Source organism: Oceanisphaera arctica (assembly GCF_002936955.1).
Classification (GTDB): Bacteria; Pseudomonadota; Gammaproteobacteria; order Enterobacterales; family Aeromonadaceae; genus Oceanimonas; species Oceanimonas arctica.
Map to the genome: position 1 here is coordinate 74,136 of NZ_MPZM01000007.1, position 16,817 is coordinate 90,952.

General features: G+C 57.8%; 14 protein-coding genes. 4 read left to right on the plus strand and 10 right to left on the minus strand.

Annotation, left to right across the window (positions count from 1 at the left end; genetic code table 11):
* Positions 1-170: 170 nt before the first annotated feature.
* From lysS to xerD, 4 genes are all read right to left on the minus strand, one after another.
* Positions 171-1,655: a lysine--tRNA ligase gene (gene lysS, locus UN63_RS05135; RefSeq protein WP_104485713.1), complete on the minus strand. Its 1,485-nt coding sequence runs from the start codon at positions 1,653-1,655 to the stop codon at positions 171-173.
* 262 nt (positions 1,656-1,917) lie between these two features.
* Positions 1,918-3,016 (minus strand): peptide chain release factor 2 gene (gene prfB / locus UN63_RS05140; protein WP_104485714.1). Its coding sequence is split into 2 segments (ribosomal slippage): positions 1,918-2,940 and positions 2,942-3,016, totalling 1,098 coding nucleotides; the frame shifts between segments, so codons are not numbered across the junction.
* Positions 3,017-3,236: 220 nt separating this feature from the next.
* On the minus strand, positions 3,237-4,994 hold the full coding sequence (recJ, locus tag UN63_RS05145; RefSeq protein WP_104485715.1) for a single-stranded-DNA-specific exonuclease RecJ: 1,758 nt from the start codon (positions 4,992-4,994) through the stop codon (positions 3,237-3,239).
* 373 nt (positions 4,995-5,367) lie between these two features.
* Complete coding sequence (gene xerD / locus UN63_RS05150) at positions 5,368-6,255, minus strand: site-specific tyrosine recombinase XerD (RefSeq protein ID WP_104485716.1); 888 nt, start codon at positions 6,253-6,255, stop codon at positions 5,368-5,370.
* A gap of 75 nt (positions 6,256-6,330) precedes the next feature.
* Between xerD and fldB the strand changes: the two genes are divergently transcribed.
* Positions 6,331-6,846 carry a flavodoxin FldB gene (fldB, locus tag UN63_RS05155; protein ID WP_104485717.1) on the plus strand — a complete coding sequence of 172 codons (516 nt, stop codon included), beginning with the start codon at positions 6,331-6,333 and terminating at the stop codon, positions 6,844-6,846.
* A gap of 10 nt (positions 6,847-6,856) precedes the next feature.
* Here the strand turns inward: fldB and UN63_RS05160 are convergent, their stop codons facing one another.
* The 3 genes from UN63_RS05160 to UN63_RS05170 all read right to left on the minus strand — a co-directional run bounded on the left by UN63_RS05160 (position 6,857) and on the right by UN63_RS05170 (position 10,683).
* Positions 6,857-8,251 (minus strand): sensor domain-containing protein, encoded by a 1,395-nt coding sequence (locus UN63_RS05160; protein WP_104485718.1) that lies wholly within the window; start codon positions 8,249-8,251, stop codon positions 6,857-6,859.
* A 255-nt stretch (positions 8,252-8,506) separates the two neighbouring features.
* Complete coding sequence (gene brnQ, locus UN63_RS05165) at positions 8,507-9,823, minus strand: branched-chain amino acid transport system II carrier protein (protein ID WP_181068181.1); 1,317 nt, start codon at positions 9,821-9,823, stop codon at positions 8,507-8,509.
* A 152-nt stretch (positions 9,824-9,975) separates the two neighbouring features.
* Positions 9,976-10,683: a tRNA1(Val) (adenine(37)-N6)-methyltransferase gene (locus UN63_RS05170; RefSeq protein ID WP_104485720.1), complete on the minus strand. Its 708-nt coding sequence runs from the start codon at positions 10,681-10,683 to the stop codon at positions 9,976-9,978.
* 70 nt (positions 10,684-10,753) lie between these two features.
* Between UN63_RS05170 and srmB the strand changes: the two genes are divergently transcribed.
* Entirely contained in the window at positions 10,754-12,118 is a 1,365-nt protein-coding gene (gene srmB, locus UN63_RS05175; protein ID WP_104485721.1) for an ATP-dependent RNA helicase SrmB, read from the plus strand.
* A gap of 84 nt (positions 12,119-12,202) precedes the next feature.
* Positions 12,203-12,361, plus strand: a complete 159-nt coding sequence (locus UN63_RS17045; RefSeq protein ID WP_181068182.1) for a hypothetical protein — start codon at positions 12,203-12,205, stop codon at positions 12,359-12,361.
* A gap of 719 nt (positions 12,362-13,080) precedes the next feature.
* On the opposite strand, the gene yaaA is transcribed toward UN63_RS17045, so the two are convergent.
* The 3 genes from yaaA to UN63_RS05190 all read right to left on the minus strand — a co-directional run bounded on the left by yaaA (position 13,081) and on the right by UN63_RS05190 (position 16,090).
* Positions 13,081-13,854 carry a peroxide stress protein YaaA gene (yaaA, locus tag UN63_RS05180; RefSeq protein WP_104485722.1) on the minus strand — a complete coding sequence of 258 codons (774 nt, stop codon included), beginning with the start codon at positions 13,852-13,854 and terminating at the stop codon, positions 13,081-13,083.
* 74 nt (positions 13,855-13,928) lie between these two features.
* Positions 13,929-15,041, minus strand: coding sequence for a PilT/PilU family type 4a pilus ATPase (locus UN63_RS05185; protein WP_104485723.1), 1,113 nt, complete (start codon positions 15,039-15,041; stop codon positions 13,929-13,931).
* A 14-nt stretch (positions 15,042-15,055) separates the two neighbouring features.
* On the minus strand, positions 15,056-16,090 hold the full coding sequence (locus tag UN63_RS05190; protein WP_104485724.1) for a type IV pilus twitching motility protein PilT: 1,035 nt from the start codon (positions 16,088-16,090) through the stop codon (positions 15,056-15,058).
* Positions 16,091-16,124: 34 nt separating this feature from the next.
* Between UN63_RS05190 and UN63_RS05195 the strand changes: the two genes are divergently transcribed.
* Positions 16,125-16,817, plus strand: a complete 693-nt coding sequence (locus tag UN63_RS05195) for a YggS family pyridoxal phosphate-dependent enzyme (RefSeq protein ID WP_104485725.1) — start codon at positions 16,125-16,127, stop codon at positions 16,815-16,817.

The window sequence follows — 16,817 nt, forward strand, 5'->3', positions numbered from 1 at the left end:
CAGCTAAAGCGGCGGCTACATTTATTAGCGCCAAGCGTCGAGCCAAAAGCGAGATCCTGACTTTCGTCAGGATGACGACTAAAAACAAAACGCCAGATGCCAGAAACAACAAAGCCGACCCAAGGTCGGCTTTGTTTATTGCACTGCTCTTCCCCTATTGGGGAGTCAACTTAGCGCTGTGGGCGCAGGGTCGGGAACAGGATAACGTCACGGATGGTGTGCGAGTCGGTCAGCAGCATCACCAGACGGTCGATGCCGATACCCTGGCCGGCGGTCGGCGGCAGGCCGTGTTCCAGCGACGTCACGTAGTCTTCGTCATAGAACATGGCTTCGTCGTCGCCCGCATCCTTCTGGTTCACCTGGTCGCGGAAACGCTGGGCCTGATCTTCGGCGTCGTTCAGCTCCGAGAAACCGTTGGCAATTTCGCGGCCACCGATGAAGAACTCGAAACGGTCGGTAATGGTCGGATCGGTATCGTTACGGCGCGCCAGCGGCGACACTTCTTCCGGATATTCGGTAATGAAGGTCGGCTGGATCAGGCGGTGCTCGGCGGTCTCTTCGAAGATCTCGGTGATCACACGACCCAGGCCCCAGGACTTCTCGATCTTGATCTTCAGATCCTTGGCAACTTCACAGGCGCTCTCGAAGGTCGCCAGCTGATCCAGGGTCACTTCCGGGTTGTACTTGAGGATGGCGTTCTTCATGCTCAGACGCTCGAACGGCTTGCCGAAATCAAACGTCTCTTCGCCGTACTTCACCTCGGGGCTGCCCAGTACCTGAGTGGTCACGGTGCGCAGCATCTCTTCGGTGAAGTCCATCAGATCCCGGTAGTCCGCATAAGCCCAGTAGAATTCCATCATGGTGAATTCCGGGTTATGACGCGGCGACAGACCTTCGTTACGGAAGTTACGGTTGATCTCGAACACCTTCTCGAAACCACCCACAACCAGCCGCTTCAGGTACAGCTCGGGCGCGATACGCAGGTACATGTCCATGTCGAGGGCATTGTGATGGGTGATAAAGGGACGAGCAGAAGCGCCACCCGGAATCACCTGCATCATGGGGGTTTCGACTTCCATGAAGCCGTGGCCGTTCATGAACTGCCGAATGGCCGCCATCACCTGCGAACGCACCTGGAAGGTACGGCGCGAGTCGTCGTTGGTGATAAGGTCCAGATACCGCTGACGATAACGGGTTTCCTGATCCGACAGGCCGTGGAATTTCTCGGGCAGTGGGCGCAGCGCCTTGGTCAGCAGCTGGAATTGATCCATGTTGACGTAGAGATCGCCCTTGCCGGACTTGTGCAATATGCCGGTTACACCGACGATGTCACCGATATCCAGACCCGCGTACTGAGCCTTGATGATCTGCTGGGCTTCTTTGGTGGCATAGGCCTGAATGCGGCCGGTCATGTCCTGCAATGCCAGGAAAGGGCCACGCTTGGCCATGATGCGGCCGGCAACGGACACAGTTTTACCCAGGGCAACCAGGGCGTCTTTGTCGTGCTCGCCGAATTCGGCCTGAAGATCGGCGGCCAGATGTTCACGCTGAAAATCGTTGGGGTGGCCGTTGGCCGGGCAATTCTTGCGGATCTGGTCGAGCTTGGCGCGGCGCTCGGCGATCAATTTGTTCTCGTCTTGTAGCTGCTCTGTCATGATTAAGCCTTGTTTGAATCTTTTCGATTAAATAACTTGAGTCCGAGTCACGCCACGGCGGTCAGTACTGCACGCAGACACGCCTCAGGACGTGATACTCGCCGCTTCTGCTTGCTGCGAACATTCACTGGATGTTCGGTCAAGCTGAAGCGACTCGCCACGGCGAGCAAGCTCGCCCCCTGGGGGCTCCGCCTCGCCTTCCCTGGCGCGGAGGGTCTGCTTGGCAGTATCTGACCGTCGTGTCGACGGTGTCACCAGCTACTTAGAGCCCGGACTTGAGGCTGGCCTCGATAAACTTGTCCAGGTCGCCGTCCAGCACCGATTGGGTGTTGCGGGTCTCGACACCGGTACGCAAATCCTTGATGCGGGCATCGTCCAGCACGTAGGAGCGGATCTGGCTGCCCCAGCCGATATCGGACTTGCTGTCTTCCATCGCCTGCTTTTCGACATTCTGTTTCTGCAGCTCGAACTCGTACAGCTTGGCTTTCAGCTGCTTCATCGCCTGATCCCGGTTCTTGTGCTGGGATCTGTCGTTCTGACACTGCACCACTATGCCGGTCGGCTCGTGGGTAAGACGCACCGCCGAGTCGGTTCGGTTAACGTGCTGACCACCGGCGCCCGAGGCGCGGTAGGTATCGACCCGCAGATCCGAAGGATTGATTTCGATTTCGATATCGTCATCGACTTCCGGATAAACAAAGGCAGAGCAGAAGGAGGTGTGACGACGGCCGCCGGAATCGAAGGGCGACTTTCGCACCAGACGGTGTACGCCGGATTCGGTACGCAGCCAGCCGAAGGCATATTCGCCGCTGAATTTGATGGTAGCGGACTTGATGCCGGCTACATCGCCGTCAGACAGTTCGATGAGCTCGGTCTTGAAGCCGCGCGACTCGCCCCAGCGCAAATACATGCGCAAGACGATGTTGCACCAGTCCTGTGCTTCGGTACCGCCGGAGCCGGACTGCAGATCCAGATAGCAATCGGAGGCATCATGCTCGCCGGAGAACATGCGGCGAAATTCCAGATCCGCCAGCCGTTTGTCCAGAGTGTCCAGCTCGGTCTGGGCTTCGATGAAGGTGTCTTCATCTTCTTCCTCAACCGCCAGTTCCACCAGACCTGCAATGTCTTCGAGACCCGATGCCAGGGCGTCCAGGGTACCGATCACCGTATCCAGGCTGGATCTTTCCTTACCCAGTGCCTGGGCACGTTCGGGCTGGTTCCACACATCCGGCTGTTCCAGCTCGGCATTTACCTCTTCCAGACGCTCTTTCTTGGCATCATAGTCAAAGGTACCCCCTAAGAAGCTCGGCCCGTTCAGCCAGCTCCTTGAGTTTGTTGTACACAGGGTTTACTTCAAACATGGGTCGACAGACTCTCTGTTGTACTGAGTGAGTGTGTTTGGCAAAACGCCAAAATCAGGGGTGTGATTCTACCGAAAGCCGCGCACAAACGCAGCAAAGAGTGAGCAAATTTCGGCGAAGTCATTCGATTAAACTGTTTATTTTAGCGGTTGATGACGCCATATTTTTCCCAATCAAACACATTATCCACTGGGATTCCTTCGAACAAAGAGCCCAGAGGCTACAGCGGCGCCAGCTGCTCCACCATCAGTTGCAGCTGCCGCTTGCCCCGCCATTCGTTCACATCCAGCTTGTAGGCCAGTTGCACCTGTTTGATGGCGGCATTGGGCCAGACACTCAAATCCACATTGAAGGCGATGGCATCGATAACGGTGCGGCCCTCGTCCGGGCTCAGCACCAGCTTGAGGTGCTTTTCGCCCACCAGCCGCTGCTGCACGATGCGAAATTCACCGTCGAACAGGGGATCGGGAAAGGCCTGGCCCCAGGGGCCGGCAAAGCGCAGTTGCTCGGCCAGATCCAGGGTGAGATCGCTTACCGCCAGTTCGCCGTCACTCAGAATCTCACCGGCCAGCAGTTCGGGGCTGACCCACTCTTCTACCACCTGCTCGAACGCCGCCTTGAATGGCGCCAGCGCCGCCTTGGTCAGCGACAGCCCCGCCGCCATGGCATGACCACCAAACTTGGTGATCAGCCCCGGATGCCGGCTGTTGATGGTTTCCAGCAAATCCCGCAGATGCACGCCGGGAATAGAGCGGCCCGAGCCCTTCAGCTCGTCGTCGCCCGCCTCGGCAAAAGCAATCACCGGGCGAAAATAGCGTTCCTTGATGCGCGAGGCCACCAGCCCCACCACGCCCTGATGCCAGTCATCCTGATGCAGCACCAGACCCGATGGCAGCTCGCCATCGCTGATGCGCACCTTGGTCAGGCTGGCCAGCGCCTCGTGCTGCATGCTGGCCTCGATGGCTTTACGTTCGCGATTGAGCTCGTCCATCATGGCCGCCAGCTTGCGCGCCTCATCCAGATTGTTGCTGAGCAGACAGGCCACCCCCATCGACATGTCGTCGAGCCGGCCCACCGCATTGAGCCGGGGCCCGAGAGCAAAGCCGAGATCCGTGGCCACCAGCCGCTGCTGGTTGCGCCCCGAGATATCGATTAACGCCTGAATGCCGGGCCGCAGCCGACCTGCCCGCATTCGCTGCAACCCCTGATGCACCAACACCCGGTTGTTTTCATCCAGCGCCACCACATCCGCCACCGTACCCAGCGCCACCAGATCCAGATATTCGCCCATGTTGGGCGCAGTAATACCCAACTTGCCGAACCAGCCATGCTCGGTCAGGGCGGCCCGCAGCGCCAGTAACAGGTAAAAGGCCACCCCGACCCCGGCCAGATTCTTGGAGGGAAAGTCACAGCCATGCTGGTTGGGGTTGACGATGGCATCCGCCTCCGGGATCTCTTCGCCCGGCAGGTGATGATCGGTGACGATCACCTGCATTCCCGCCGCCCTGGCCGCCGCCACTCCGGCGATGCTCGAAATGCCGTTATCGACGGTGATCAGCAGCTCGGCACCCAGTCCGACCGCCTCGTTCACCACCTGGGGGCTGAGGCCATAACCGTAATCGAAACGGTTAGGCACCAGATAATTGACCTTCTGCGCGCCCATGGCACGCAGGCCATGCACCATCAGCGCCGAGCTGGTGGCGCCGTCGCAGTCGAAGTCACCCACTATCAATATGTTGCGCTGCTCGGCCAGGGCCTGCTCCAGCAACACCACCGCCTCGGCCATGCCCTTGAAGCCGGGCTTGAGCAGGGCGCCGGCCTGCAGATTAAGCTGCTCCGGTCGCACCAGACCCCGGCTGGCATAGAGCCGCTGCAGAATGGGCGACAGGTCGCCGGGCAGTTGATGAGGTACGTTTTCACGTCGACGAATGGGGAGTCGGGAACGGGTGGATTCGGTAGCGGATTCAGTGGCAGACATGGGATGACTTGTTTTTTAAACAGGCCGCCAACACTAACCGCGCCGGGGGTAATTTGCAATCGTCGGCGGGTTTGGCGCTCAGCGTCGGACAAAGGGCCCGCTCCGCCGACCCGCTATGAATACATCCATGTACGCTCTCCGTTTCATCCCTGAAACAGAAGGTCGGCAGAGCAGATCCCTTTGTCCTCCCACAAGCAGCCGAGTCGCCTGTGGGCGCCAACGGTCAACTCCGATGCCGAAGAAGAGGTAACAGGGAACGCCTCCCACGACCGTGAAATGCCATGGATGGCATTTCCGAGCCCCCAGGGATGGGTTTATGGCGTGTCGAGGGAGTCGGCCCTGTTGCCTCTTTCTCTCCGGCAGCACAGCCGAACTACCCCCGGGGGTGGTGCTCTTCGTGCAGGGCGTTGAGTCTGTGGGTGGCGACGTGGGTGTAGATCTGGGTGGTGGACAGGTCCGAGTGACCCAGCAGCAGCTGCACCACCCGCAGGTCGGCGCCGTGGTTGAGCAGGTGGGTGGCGAAGGCGTGCCGCAGGGTATGGGGCGACAGCTCGATGCCGATACCGGCGCGCTGGGCATACAGCTTGATGCGATGCCAGAAGGTCTGGCGGGTCATCTGCCGGCTGCGGCGTGAGGGAAACACCACATCGGACGACTGCTCGCCCAGCAAGGTCGCCCGCCCCTCTTTCAGATAGCGGGTCAGCCAGTGCAGCGCCTCTTCTCCCATGGGCACCAGCCGTTCCTTGTTGCCCTTACCGGTGACCCGCACCAGTCCCTGGCGCAGGCTGACGCTTTCCATCGTCAGGCTGACCAGCTCGGTCACCCGCAATCCGGTGGCGTACAGCAGCTCCAGCATGGCCTTGTCGCGCAGTTCCAGCGGATCTTCGACCAGGGGCGCCTGCAACAGGCTGAACACCTGTTGTTCGCTCAAGTCCTTGGGCAATCGCTTGGGCAGTTTAGGGCCGGCAATCAGGATGCTGGGATCGTCGTCCCGCAGCTGTTCCCGATGCAGATACTGAAAAAAGCGGCGCAGCACGCTCAGCATCCGGGCCGTACTGCTGGCCTTGAAGCCCAGATCCAGCCGATGGGCCAGATACTGCTGCAGGGTCAGGCCGTCCACCGCCAGCAGGCTGCTACCCTCGCCGTCCAGCCAGGCGGCGAAGTGCGACAAATCGCTGCGGTAAGAGGTCAGGGTGTTGTCCGCCAGGCCTTTTTCCAGCCAGAGGGCATCCACAAATTGTTCCACCAGGGGATAGCTCATCAGTACTCCGGGCTCTGCCCTGTGCGCGGGCTTCTGTTATGATGGTGCCATTGTCTGAAGAGATAACGGAACCCCATGAATATCGGTTTATTTTACGGCTCAACCACCTGCTATACCGAGATGGCGGCCGAAAAGATCGGCACCCAGCTCGGCGCCGATCTGGTCGACCTGCATAATATCAAGGATGTGTCGCTCAAGCGCGTCGAAGACTACCCCATACTGATTTTAGGCATTTCCACCTGGGACTTTGGTGAACTACAGGAAGACTGGGAATCTCACTGGGACGAAATAGACGACCTGAACCTGGAAGGTCATGTCGTGGCCTTGTTCGGCATGGGCGATCAGCTCGGTTATGGCGAATGGTTTCAGGATGCTCTGGGCATGCTGCACGACAAGGTCGCCGCCCAAGGCGCCACCATAGTGGGCTACTGGCCCAACAAGGGCTATGAGTTCGAGGCATCCAAGGCGCTCACCGAAGACGGCGACTACTTCGTGGGTCTATCGCTCGATGAAGCCAACCAGTACGACGATACCGACAGCCGCATCCAGACCTGGGTAGCGCAGATACTGGAAGAAATGGCCAGCTTGTAACACCTGTGGTTTATCGGCCGGAGGTTCCCCGGGGCATAAATATGTTCAGATCGCCTTTCGCCTCGGGGCCCTTAACTTTTTTTGCCGAGTACATGGCGTCATCCGCATGGCGCAATAGCTGCCCTTCATCACTCCCATGAAGAGGAAAAAGCGCAATACCGATACTCGGCAAAATATGCACCTGGCGCCCCGCCAGGTCGAAGGGTCGGGCAAATGCATGGCGGATTTTTTCTGCCACCAGCGCGGCTTGCTCTGGCTGCGCAATGGACTCCAGCAATACCACAAACTCATCCCCCCCCAGCCGCGCCAGCGTATCGCACTCGCGTACACACAACTCAAGCCGCCGGGCCACTTTTTCCAGCAGAAGGTCGCCGGCCATATGGCCGAAGGTGTCGTTGATCGCCTTGAACTTGTCCAGATCCAGATAGAACAGGGCCAGCTGACCCTGATGACGTCGTGCCTTGGCCAATGCCAGCTGCATGCGGTCATGGAATAGCGCCCGATTGGGCAAGCCGGTCAGCTGATCATGGAGGGCAATATGCTGCAGGCGGGCCATCATTTGTTTGCGTTCAATGGCATCGGCAACTTGCCTGGATACAAACTGCAGCAGCTCCCGATCCTTTTCCGTATAACGGGCATGCTCGGCACAGCTCTGCACAATCAAGGCGCCGATAGTGCCATTGCGGGACCGAAGCGGAACACCGAGCGAGCTTTTCAAATAGTGGCCACATAGGGAGCAAGCTACCGAGGCTTCGGCACTCCCCGGTTCATCTTCCGGGGTCAGCAGCAAGGTCTGGCCACCACGAATGACCCGGTTGCAAAGTGTGTCCGAGTCGATCTGTTGTGGGGTAAGTAAGGGATCAGACTTGTCAACATGATAGGGAAAGCTCACTTCGCCGCTCGCTTCATCATAAAGCGCAATGTAAAAATGAGTCGTCGGCAGCAAGGCCCCTATGATCCTGTGAATCCGCTGGAACAGGGTGCCCAGATCATCCACCTCGTGAACGGCTTCGGAAATGGCGTACAGTGCCGCTTGCATCTGCTCCGCCTGTTTGCTGCGGGTGATGTCCCGGGCAACCGCAATTCGTACCTGATCAGCTTCCGACCAGCGGGCCGACCACATGATGTTGACTACCTGGCCATCTTTACGTACATAGCGGTTTTCAAAGTGGGGTAGAGGTTCGCCGGAGATGACCTGGGCGGCGGTCTGCAGGGTACACTCCCTGTCTTCGGGAAAGACCAACTCGATCATGCGCCTGCCGACCATTTCTTCCGGGGTATAACCAAATATACGCTCGCAAGCAGCACTCACGTAGACAAAGCACCCTTCTTTATCCACCACGCAAATGGCATCAAGCAAGAGATCCATAAACTTGCTCGACGAGGCGAAGGTGTTTGCTTTCATGTTACATCCCTGATGATGGCGCAATAAGTCAGCCCCTCAGAGCCGATGCCGTGGCCGCCTGGCGCAGCCCCGATGAACCTAAGTCTAACCTACTGGTCCCGTTTCAAAAATTTAGTGACCGATTTTATGAGCCTGCCCCTTGGGCCTATGTCAAAAAACAATACCTTGGGTCTATGTCAAAAAACAATAAAAGACGGGCATTAAAAAAGGCGGCCTGCGCCGCCCCCTCGGGATGATACCGGAGTAAAGTCCGGTTTACGCGATGGCTGCCTGCTTGGCCTTGCCGGCCGCCAGTCCAATCACGGCCGCGGCGATGGTCGGCAGTACCCAGGCCATGCCAATATCGAACATAGGCAGGAAGGTAAAGGCGCTCATGTTCAGGCCCGCCGCCTGCATGCCGTCGATCAGGCCGAAGGCAAAGGCCACAGTCATGATCAAGCGGAAGGCGAATACGGGGGAGCGCATCAGCGGGGTCAGATAAGTTGCCATTACCAGCGCAACTGCCACCGGATAACAGGCCACCAGTACCGGAATAGACACCGATATCAGGGTGTTCAGACCCACGTTGGCCACCAGCATGCAGGCTACGGCATTGATGGCAACCCAACGGCGATAGCTACCCTTGCCGGTCAGGCGATGGAAGTAGTCGGCACAGGACGACACCAGGCCAACGGCCGTGGTGATACAGGCCAACGAAACGATGGCCGCCAGAATCCACAGGCCCGGAGCACCGAACAGCGACAACACATAGGCGCTGATGATTTCGCCACCGTTGCTGGCCGACTCCACCACACCGAAGCTGGTGCCACCCAGAATGAACAACGACACATAGACGAAGCCCAGACCGGCGGCGGCAATCAGCGCCGCTATCATCAGATAACGGGATTGGGCACGGGTATCGGTCACGCCCTTCTGGCGCAATACGTCCAGGATCAGCATGCCGAACATCAGGGCGGCGAAGGTATCCATGGTGTTATAGCCTTCGATAAAGCCTTTCACGAAGGGCTGAGTCAGATAGGCCTCGGCCACTTGTGGCTGAGTGCCCTGGGGGTTAACAAACACCGCTACCGCCAGTGCCACCAGCAGCAACAACAAGATCGGAGTCAGCACCTTGCCGACCGCATCCAGCAGTCGACCCTGATTGAGCGACAGCAGCAGCACCAGACCGAAAAAACCGATGGTATAGAGGGTCAGGGTGGTCTGGCCGGGATCATTCAGAAACGGCTTCAAACCCATTTCGTATGCCACCAGGCCGGTACGGGGCGCCGCGAAGGCCGGACCTATGATGATGAAGATGGCAGTGGCCATCACGGTGACCACGGCCGCGGGCAGATAACGGCCCATGGTCGGCAGGCCACCACCGGCGAGGGCGGCGGCAATCAGGGTCACCAGCGGCAGACCGACGGCGGTAATCAAGAAGCCGAACATGGCGCTGTTCAGGTTCTCACCGGCAAGAAAACCGGCCAGGGGGGGGAATATGATATTCCCGGCGCCCAGAAAGAAGGCGAAGGTCATAAACCCCAGACCCATCACATCAAAAGTGGATAACGATTTGTTCACTGCAAACCTCATTGCGGCTGCCCGCATAATGAAAGTTTCGTTTGGAAACTAACAACATTAACAATATGGCCTGCCACCAGAAATCTGCGGTAAAATACCAGGATCTGACAGCCGCCAAGCATGCCAGTAGCATAATGATGTGAAAAACAGATTCAAGGCAAAATTTACATCTTCAAGTAGAATGGCGCCACCAGTCTGACATATGTATCGCCATGAACATTATTTTTGGTATTAATGACAATCTCATCCATTAGTTTGCAGTGTTTAACTCTGGAAAAGAACATTAAAAAACGAACCGGATCTTTCCCTTCTCTAGTGATAACGTCTCTTTTTTCATACAAAACAAAGCCATTTGAGTCAGCCAGCTTCGTCACCTCCGCCAGTGCCTGCACCGGTAACACCACAGCCAGGCCGCCATCGTCGGCGAGCAAACGCCGTCCATGACCGAACAACTCCGCCAGACTCAGGCTAACCGTATGGCGAGCCCCGGCCCGGGCGGCGCAGTCGAAGTCCTGACCATGCTGGAAGTAAGGCGGGTTGGAAACTATCAGATCGAACGCCGGGGCCGAGTACTGCTGCAGGGCGCCTCTTTCTATGCTGACCTTATCCGGCCAGGGTGACGCCAGCGCATTTTCCTCCGCCTGAGCGGCGGCGGCTTCGTCCAGTTCCAGCCCGACTATTTTTACGTCGGGATCACTGCGCTGGGCCAGCATCAGCGCCACCAGACCCGAGCCGGTGCCGACGTCCAGAATGCGGCGGGCAGAACCTATCGGCGCCCAGGCGCCGAGCAAAATACCGTCGGTGCCCACCTTCATGGCACAATGGTCGTGATTGATGTGAAACTGCTTGAAAGTAAAACCGCGGCTGCTCATGCTGATCCTGTCAGGTTTTTTTGTCCGAGTTCCCCTATAATACCCGCCTTTTAGGCTGACGAGACCGATCATGAGCAGTATGACCTTCGAGCAACTGGAACTGGACCCCATCCTGGTCCGCGCCCTGGCTGGCATGGGCTATGCCAAACCGACCACCATTCAGAGCCAGGTCATCCCCGAAGCCATGAGCGGACGGGACATAATGGCTTCCGCACCCACCGGCACCGGCAAGACGGCGGCGTTTTTGCTGCCGATTTGTCAGCACCTGCTGGACTTTCCTCGTCGTCAGCCGGGTCCTGCCCGTATTCTGATCCTGACGCCAACGCGCGAGCTGGCCATACAGATCGCAGACGATGCCAAAAAGATATTGAAAAACACCGCCGTGCGCGTGGAAGTGATCACCGGCGGTGTGCATGAAAGCCAACACCTGCCCGCCCTGACCAAGACCACTGACATAGTGGTCGCCACCCCGGGCCGCCTGCTGCAATACATGGATGAAGAGTCTTTCGACAGCCGTGATATCGAAATGCTGGTGCTGGATGAAGCTGACCGCATGCTGGACATGGGCTTTATCAAGGATGTGGACCGCATCGCTGCCGAAGCCCGCTGGCGCCGACAGACCATGCTGTTCTCCGCCACCCTGGAAGGCCGTGGTCTGATGAAGTTTGCCGCCGATCTGCTGAATGATCCGGTAGAGATCAGCGCCGAGCCGCCCCGCAGCGAACGCAAGAAAATCAACCAGTGGGTGCACCTGGCAGACAACCCGGAGCACAAGTTTGCCCTGCTGACTCATCTGCTGCGCCAGCCCGACGTCACCCGCAGTATCATCTTCGTCAAAACCCGGGATCGCCTGATGGAACTGGCCAGCCGCCTGCAGCAGGAAGGGCTGCATAATGCCTGGCTGCGCGGTGAAATGGAGCAGGAAAAACGTATCGAGGCACTCGGTCGTTTTCGTATCGGCAGAGTCAATATTCTGGTCGCCACCGATGTGGCATCTCGCGGTATCGACTTACCCGAGGTGAGCCACGTGATTAACTATGATATGCCGCGCACCGCCGATGTATACGTGCATCGCATCGGTCGTACCGGTCGGGCTGGCCAGAAGGGCACCGCCATCAGCCTGGTGGAAGCCCACGACATGCCCCTGCTCGTTCGGGTAGAGAAATATACCGAAGAAGTGCTCAAGCGCCGCATCATCGACGAACTGCGTCCCAAGCATAAAGAAGCCAAGGTGGCGTCACGCAAGAAGAAAGACGGTGACAGCAAAGGCAAGAAGGCCCTTCTGCCCAAGAAGAAAGAGAAGGTGCGCCTGCGTGATACCAAGGCCAAGGGCAAGCCTAAATGGGCTGGCGCCAAGCCTGACGCCACCAAGAAACCGGCGGGCGCCAAAAAGGCCGCCGGCAAGAAGGTTGAGGGCAACAAAGACGCCGAATAAGGGCGTCGGCCCCCGACTGGCGGCACTTGGAGCTGCGGCCGAATAATGCTCGACTATGCTTAGAAAAAAAACGGAGGCATGGTCATGTTGAGGCATTATTCAGGCACGGAACGGCGACAACAACACCGACGGCAGATCCTGGATCGACGAGATCTGATCCGCTGGGAACCGGACAGGCACGAACGCCGCAAGCTGCGCGGCCGCCGCACCATAGACAACGCCAGAACCCTGTGGGATCAATAAAAGGCTGTCAGAAAAACCGCGTATAAAAAAACCGGCCCATCAGGACCGGTCAAAAATGAAGAAGAGAGAGAATTCAAATTCAGTAAGCATACCTATTCAGAGAGCGGCCGGACCGAAAGGTTCCGGCTTTTTTTGTTTTTATTGCTCTTCCCGCCTGAGCCAGCCACATTAAATACCAATTACATTAAGTACCTGATCATATTGAGGCCTCTGACCAGAGGCAACACAGCCACCCCCCTCGACACGCCATGGGTAAATGACACTCACCGTTTCAGCTAACTGCGAGCATTCACTGGATGCTCGGTTTAGCTGAAACGATTCGTCACGGCGAGACAAGCTCGCCCCCTGGGGGCTCGGAAATGCTGTCTGACCGCCAGGGATGGTGGGAATGCCGGAACGGCAGGAGCACTTTTTGGCCATGGCATTTCACGGTCGTGGGAGCCGCCCTCTGTTTCCTCTTCTTGAACACCGAGTGGCCCGCAGACGGTGCCAACAGGCCGCGCCGGAGCGGGCCCTTCCCGATGCTTACAGAGCTATAAAACAGATCAATTGTTTAATGGGGTAGGTATAAAGTGCGACCCATAAAAAAACCGGCCCATCAGGACCGGTTAAAAAATGAAGAAGAGAGAGAATTCAAATTCAGTAAGCACACCTATTCAGAGGGCACCCGAACCGAAAGGTTCAAGGTTTTTGCTATTTATTATTTGCCGAAGGCTCTTTTATTGCTCTTCCCGCTTGAACACCAGCTCGGTGGCTGTCGACTCCGCTTCCACAAAGTAATAACCGGCGGTATCGAAGGCGGTCAGCTGGCTCACCTCGGTCAGGCGATTTTCGATGATGTAGCGCGCCATCATGCCCCTCGCCTTCTTGGCGTAGAAGCTGATGATCTTGTACTGGCCCTTCTTGCAGTCCTTGAACACCGGCGTGATGATTTGTCCGTCCAGCTTTCTCGGCTTCACCGACTTGAAGTATTCGTTGGACGCCAGGTTGATCAGCACATTGTCGCCCTGCTCCGCCAGCGCCTGGTTGAGCTTGTCGGTGATGATATCGCCCCAGAACTGGTAAAGGTCCTTGCCCCGATCGTTGTCCAGTTTGGTCCCCATCTCCAATCGATAAGCCTGCATCAGATCCAGCGGCCGCAGCAAACCATACAGGCCCGACAGCATGCGCAGGTGCGACTGGGCGAAGGCGAAATCATCCGGGGTCAGGCTCTCGGCGTCCAGCCCCGTATAAACATCACCCTTGAATGCCAGCAACGCCTGCTTGGCATTGGCCGGGGTGAAGTCCGGCTGCCAATCGGCAAAACGGGCGGCATTGAGCCCGGACAGCTTGTCGCTGATCCCCATCAGCTTGCCAATCTCGGCCGGCGTCAGCTGGCGTGCGCGATCGATAAGCTCGGCCGAGTGTTCCAGTAGCTCGGGCCGGGTAAAATCGGCAATCACCGGTGGTGTGTCAAAATCGAGGGTCTTGGCGGGGGAAACCACTATTAGCATGAAGGGCCTCTGAATAGCTGTCACAAACAGCCCCATCACGGCATAGGCCGTGATGGGGCTGTGCAGAATATGGGTTAATCGGACTCTATGGTCACGTGGTCGAGCAGGCCGGCATCCATACCGCCGCCGCCCTGAAGCTTGATCATCAGTCGCAGATCGTTAGGCGAGTCGGCGTAGGCCACCGCTTCGCTATAGCCTATATGGTTCTGGCTATAAAGATCAAACAGCGCCTGATCGAAGGTCTGCATGCCCAGCTCACGAGACTTGCTCATCACCTCTTTCAGCCGGTGCATGTCTCCCTTGCGGATCAGATCCGATATCAAGGGCGTATTGAGCAGGATCTCGAAGGCACCGCGGCGCTGTGTACCATTCTGGGTCGGGATCAGTTGCTGCCCCACTATCGCCTTGAGGTTGAACGACAGGTCGAACTGCAACTGGCGATGTTTGCTTTCGGGTACCAGGTGCATGATCCGATCCAGCGCCTGGTTGGCGTTGTTGGCATGCAGGGTCGCCATGCACAGGTGACCGGTTTCGGCGAAGGCCAGCGCATAGCCCATGGTTTCTTCCGAGCGAATTTCACCGATCAGAATCACGTTCGGCGCCTGACGCAGGGAGCTTTTCAGCGCCGCATCGAAAGATTCGGTATCGGTGCCCACCTCCCGCTGGGTGATGATGGATCTTTCGTGCTTATGAATAAACTCCACCGGATCCTCGATGGTGAGGATATGGCCGTCCGAATGACGGTTACGGTGGCCAATCATCGCCGCCAGAGAGGTAGACTTGCCCGAACCGGTGCCGCCCACGAACAGCACCAGGCCGCGCTTTTCCATGGCGATTTCCTGCAGGACCTCGGGCAGATACAGTTCATCGAAGGTCGGGATCCGGCTTTCGATGCGCCGGATCACCATGCCCGCATGGTCCTGCTGCCAGAAGGCGCTGACCCGAAATCGTCCCAGCTGTTCATCGCTGATGGCGAAGTTGGCCTCCTTCTGGCGATGAAAGCGTTCACACCAGTCATCGTTCATGCAGGACTCCACCAGTGCCAGCGCCTCTTCCGGCGTCAGCGCCGTGTCGGTCACCTGCACCAGTCGCCCATGGCTTTTGACCGTCGGCGGTACGCCGACGGAGATGTACATATCCGAGGCCTGCTTGTCCAGCATGGCCTGCAGTAACGGCGTTAGCCCCATATAACCTCCGGCTGTCAAATGCTTTGCGGATCAACCGCCTTGGTGCGGGCTTCCATCGGGGCAACCATGCCGCTGCTGACCAGCAGCTTCAGACACTGATCCATGGTTTGCATGCCGTGGGCCATGCCGGTCTGGATCACCGAATACATCTGCGCCACCTTGTCTTCCCGGATCAGGTTGCGGATCGCCGTGGTGCCCAGCATGATCTCGTGGGCGGCAACACGACCGCCGTTCTCCTTTTTCAGCAGGGTCTGGGAGATCACCGCCCGCAGCGACTCGGAAAGCATGGAGCGTACCATGTCTTTCTCTGCGCCCGGAAAGACATCGACGATACGGTCTATGGTCTTGGCTGCAGACGAAGTATGCAGGGTACCGAACACCAGGTGACCGGTCTCGGCGGCAGTCAGCGCCAGCCGAATGGTTTCCAGATCCCGAAGCTCCCCCACCAGTATGATATCCGGGTCTTCCCGCAGGGCCGAACGCAGGGCGTTGCTGAACGAATGGGTGTCTCGGTGCACTTCGCGCTGGTTGACCAGGCATTTCTTGTTGATGTGCACGAATTCGATGGGATCTTCGATAGTGAGGATATGCTTGTTGTGGTTCTCGTTGATATGGTCGACCATCGCCGCCAGTGTGGTGGATTTACCGGAGCCGGTCGGCCCGGTCACCAGTACCAGACCACGGGGATATTCGGCGATACGACGGAAAATATCCGGCCCGCCCAGTTGCTCCAGACTCCAGACCTCACTGGGGATCACCCGGAAGACCGCCGCCGCGCCACGGGCCTGATGATAGGCGTTGACCCGGAAACGAGCCAGACCCGGCAACTCGAAGGAAAAATCGACTTCGAGATTCTCTTCCAGCTCCTTGCGTTGACGATCGTTCATGATGTCATAGACCAGCCGTTGCACTTCTTTATGGTCCATCTCAGGCAGGTTGATCTTGCGCACTTCGCCATCCACCCGTATCTGAGGTGAAACCCCGGCGGACAGGTGCAGATCCGATGCTTTATGCTTTACACTAAACGCCAATAATTCCGTAATATCCATATCCTCTCCCTGTCGCTCTCGGTTTATTACTCATATGAATACTATCGTACAGCACCTGCAACAAGTTCACGACAGAATCACCGCCGCCGCCACCATTTGTAATCGAAATCACGATGGTGTTCAGCTGCTGGCAGTGAGCAAGACCAAGCCCGCAGCCGATGTGCTGTCCGCCTATGCCGCCGGACAGCGCCAGTTCGGTGAAAACTACGTGCAGGAAGCCGTCGATAAAATCGCCGCCCTCAAGGCCGAATGTCCCGATATCCGCTGGCACCTGATAGGTCCGCTGCAGTCCAATAAAAGCCGCCAGGTGGCCGAGGCCTTCGACTGGGTGCAAAGCGTGGACCGGCTCAGAATAGCACAGCGACTCAGCGCACAGCGGCCCGGCAACATGCGACCACTCAATATCTGCCTGCAGGTCAATGTCAGCGGAGAAGACAACAAGTCTGGTCTGCCACCAGACCAGGTGGAAGCACTGGCCCAACAAGTCAGCCAGTTACCCGGATTATGCCTGCGCGGCCTGATGGCAATACCGGAGGCAACCGACAATTCCGACCGACTAAAGACGCAATTACTAGAGTTGAAGCAACTCTTTGATAGAATGGCGGAAAAATATCCTCAGATGGACACACTATCGATGGGGATGAGTAAGGATCTCGAACTCGCAGTGGCCTGTGGCAGCACCCTGGTAAGGGTGGGCACGGCTATATTTGGCTCTCGCAACCCTTGA

What these genes read in the sequence shown, in the direction of transcription:
- lysS (WP_104485713.1), bottom strand. Translation starts at nt 1,655, where the DNA reads ATGACAGAGCAGCTACAAGACGAGAACAAATTGATCGCCGAGCGCCGC.
- recJ (WP_104485715.1), bottom strand. Translation starts at nt 4,994, where the DNA reads ATGTCTGCCACTGAATCCGCTACCGAATCCACCCGTTCCCGACTCCCC.
- xerD (WP_104485716.1), bottom strand. Translation starts at nt 6,255, where the DNA reads ATGAGCTATCCCCTGGTGGAACAATTTGTGGATGCCCTCTGGCTGGAA.
- fldB (WP_104485717.1), top strand. Translation starts at nt 6,331, where the DNA reads ATGAATATCGGTTTATTTTACGGCTCAACCACCTGCTATACCGAGATG.
- UN63_RS05160 (WP_104485718.1), bottom strand. Translation starts at nt 8,251, where the DNA reads ATGAAAGCAAACACCTTCGCCTCGTCGAGCAAGTTTATGGATCTCTTG.
- brnQ (WP_181068181.1), bottom strand. Translation starts at nt 9,823, where the DNA reads ATGAGGTTTGCAGTGAACAAATCGTTATCCACTTTTGATGTGATGGGT.
- UN63_RS05170 (WP_104485720.1), bottom strand. Translation starts at nt 10,683, where the DNA reads ATGAGCAGCCGCGGTTTTACTTTCAAGCAGTTTCACATCAATCACGAC.
- srmB (WP_104485721.1), top strand. Translation starts at nt 10,754, where the DNA reads ATGAGCAGTATGACCTTCGAGCAACTGGAACTGGACCCCATCCTGGTC.
- UN63_RS17045 (WP_181068182.1), top strand. Translation starts at nt 12,203, where the DNA reads ATGTTGAGGCATTATTCAGGCACGGAACGGCGACAACAACACCGACGG.
- yaaA (WP_104485722.1), bottom strand. Translation starts at nt 13,854, where the DNA reads ATGCTAATAGTGGTTTCCCCCGCCAAGACCCTCGATTTTGACACACCA.
- UN63_RS05185 (WP_104485723.1), bottom strand. Translation starts at nt 15,041, where the DNA reads ATGGGGCTAACGCCGTTACTGCAGGCCATGCTGGACAAGCAGGCCTCG.
- UN63_RS05190 (WP_104485724.1), bottom strand. Translation starts at nt 16,090, where the DNA reads ATGGATATTACGGAATTATTGGCGTTTAGTGTAAAGCATAAAGCATCG.
- UN63_RS05195 (WP_104485725.1), top strand. Translation starts at nt 16,125, where the DNA reads ATGAATACTATCGTACAGCACCTGCAACAAGTTCACGACAGAATCACC.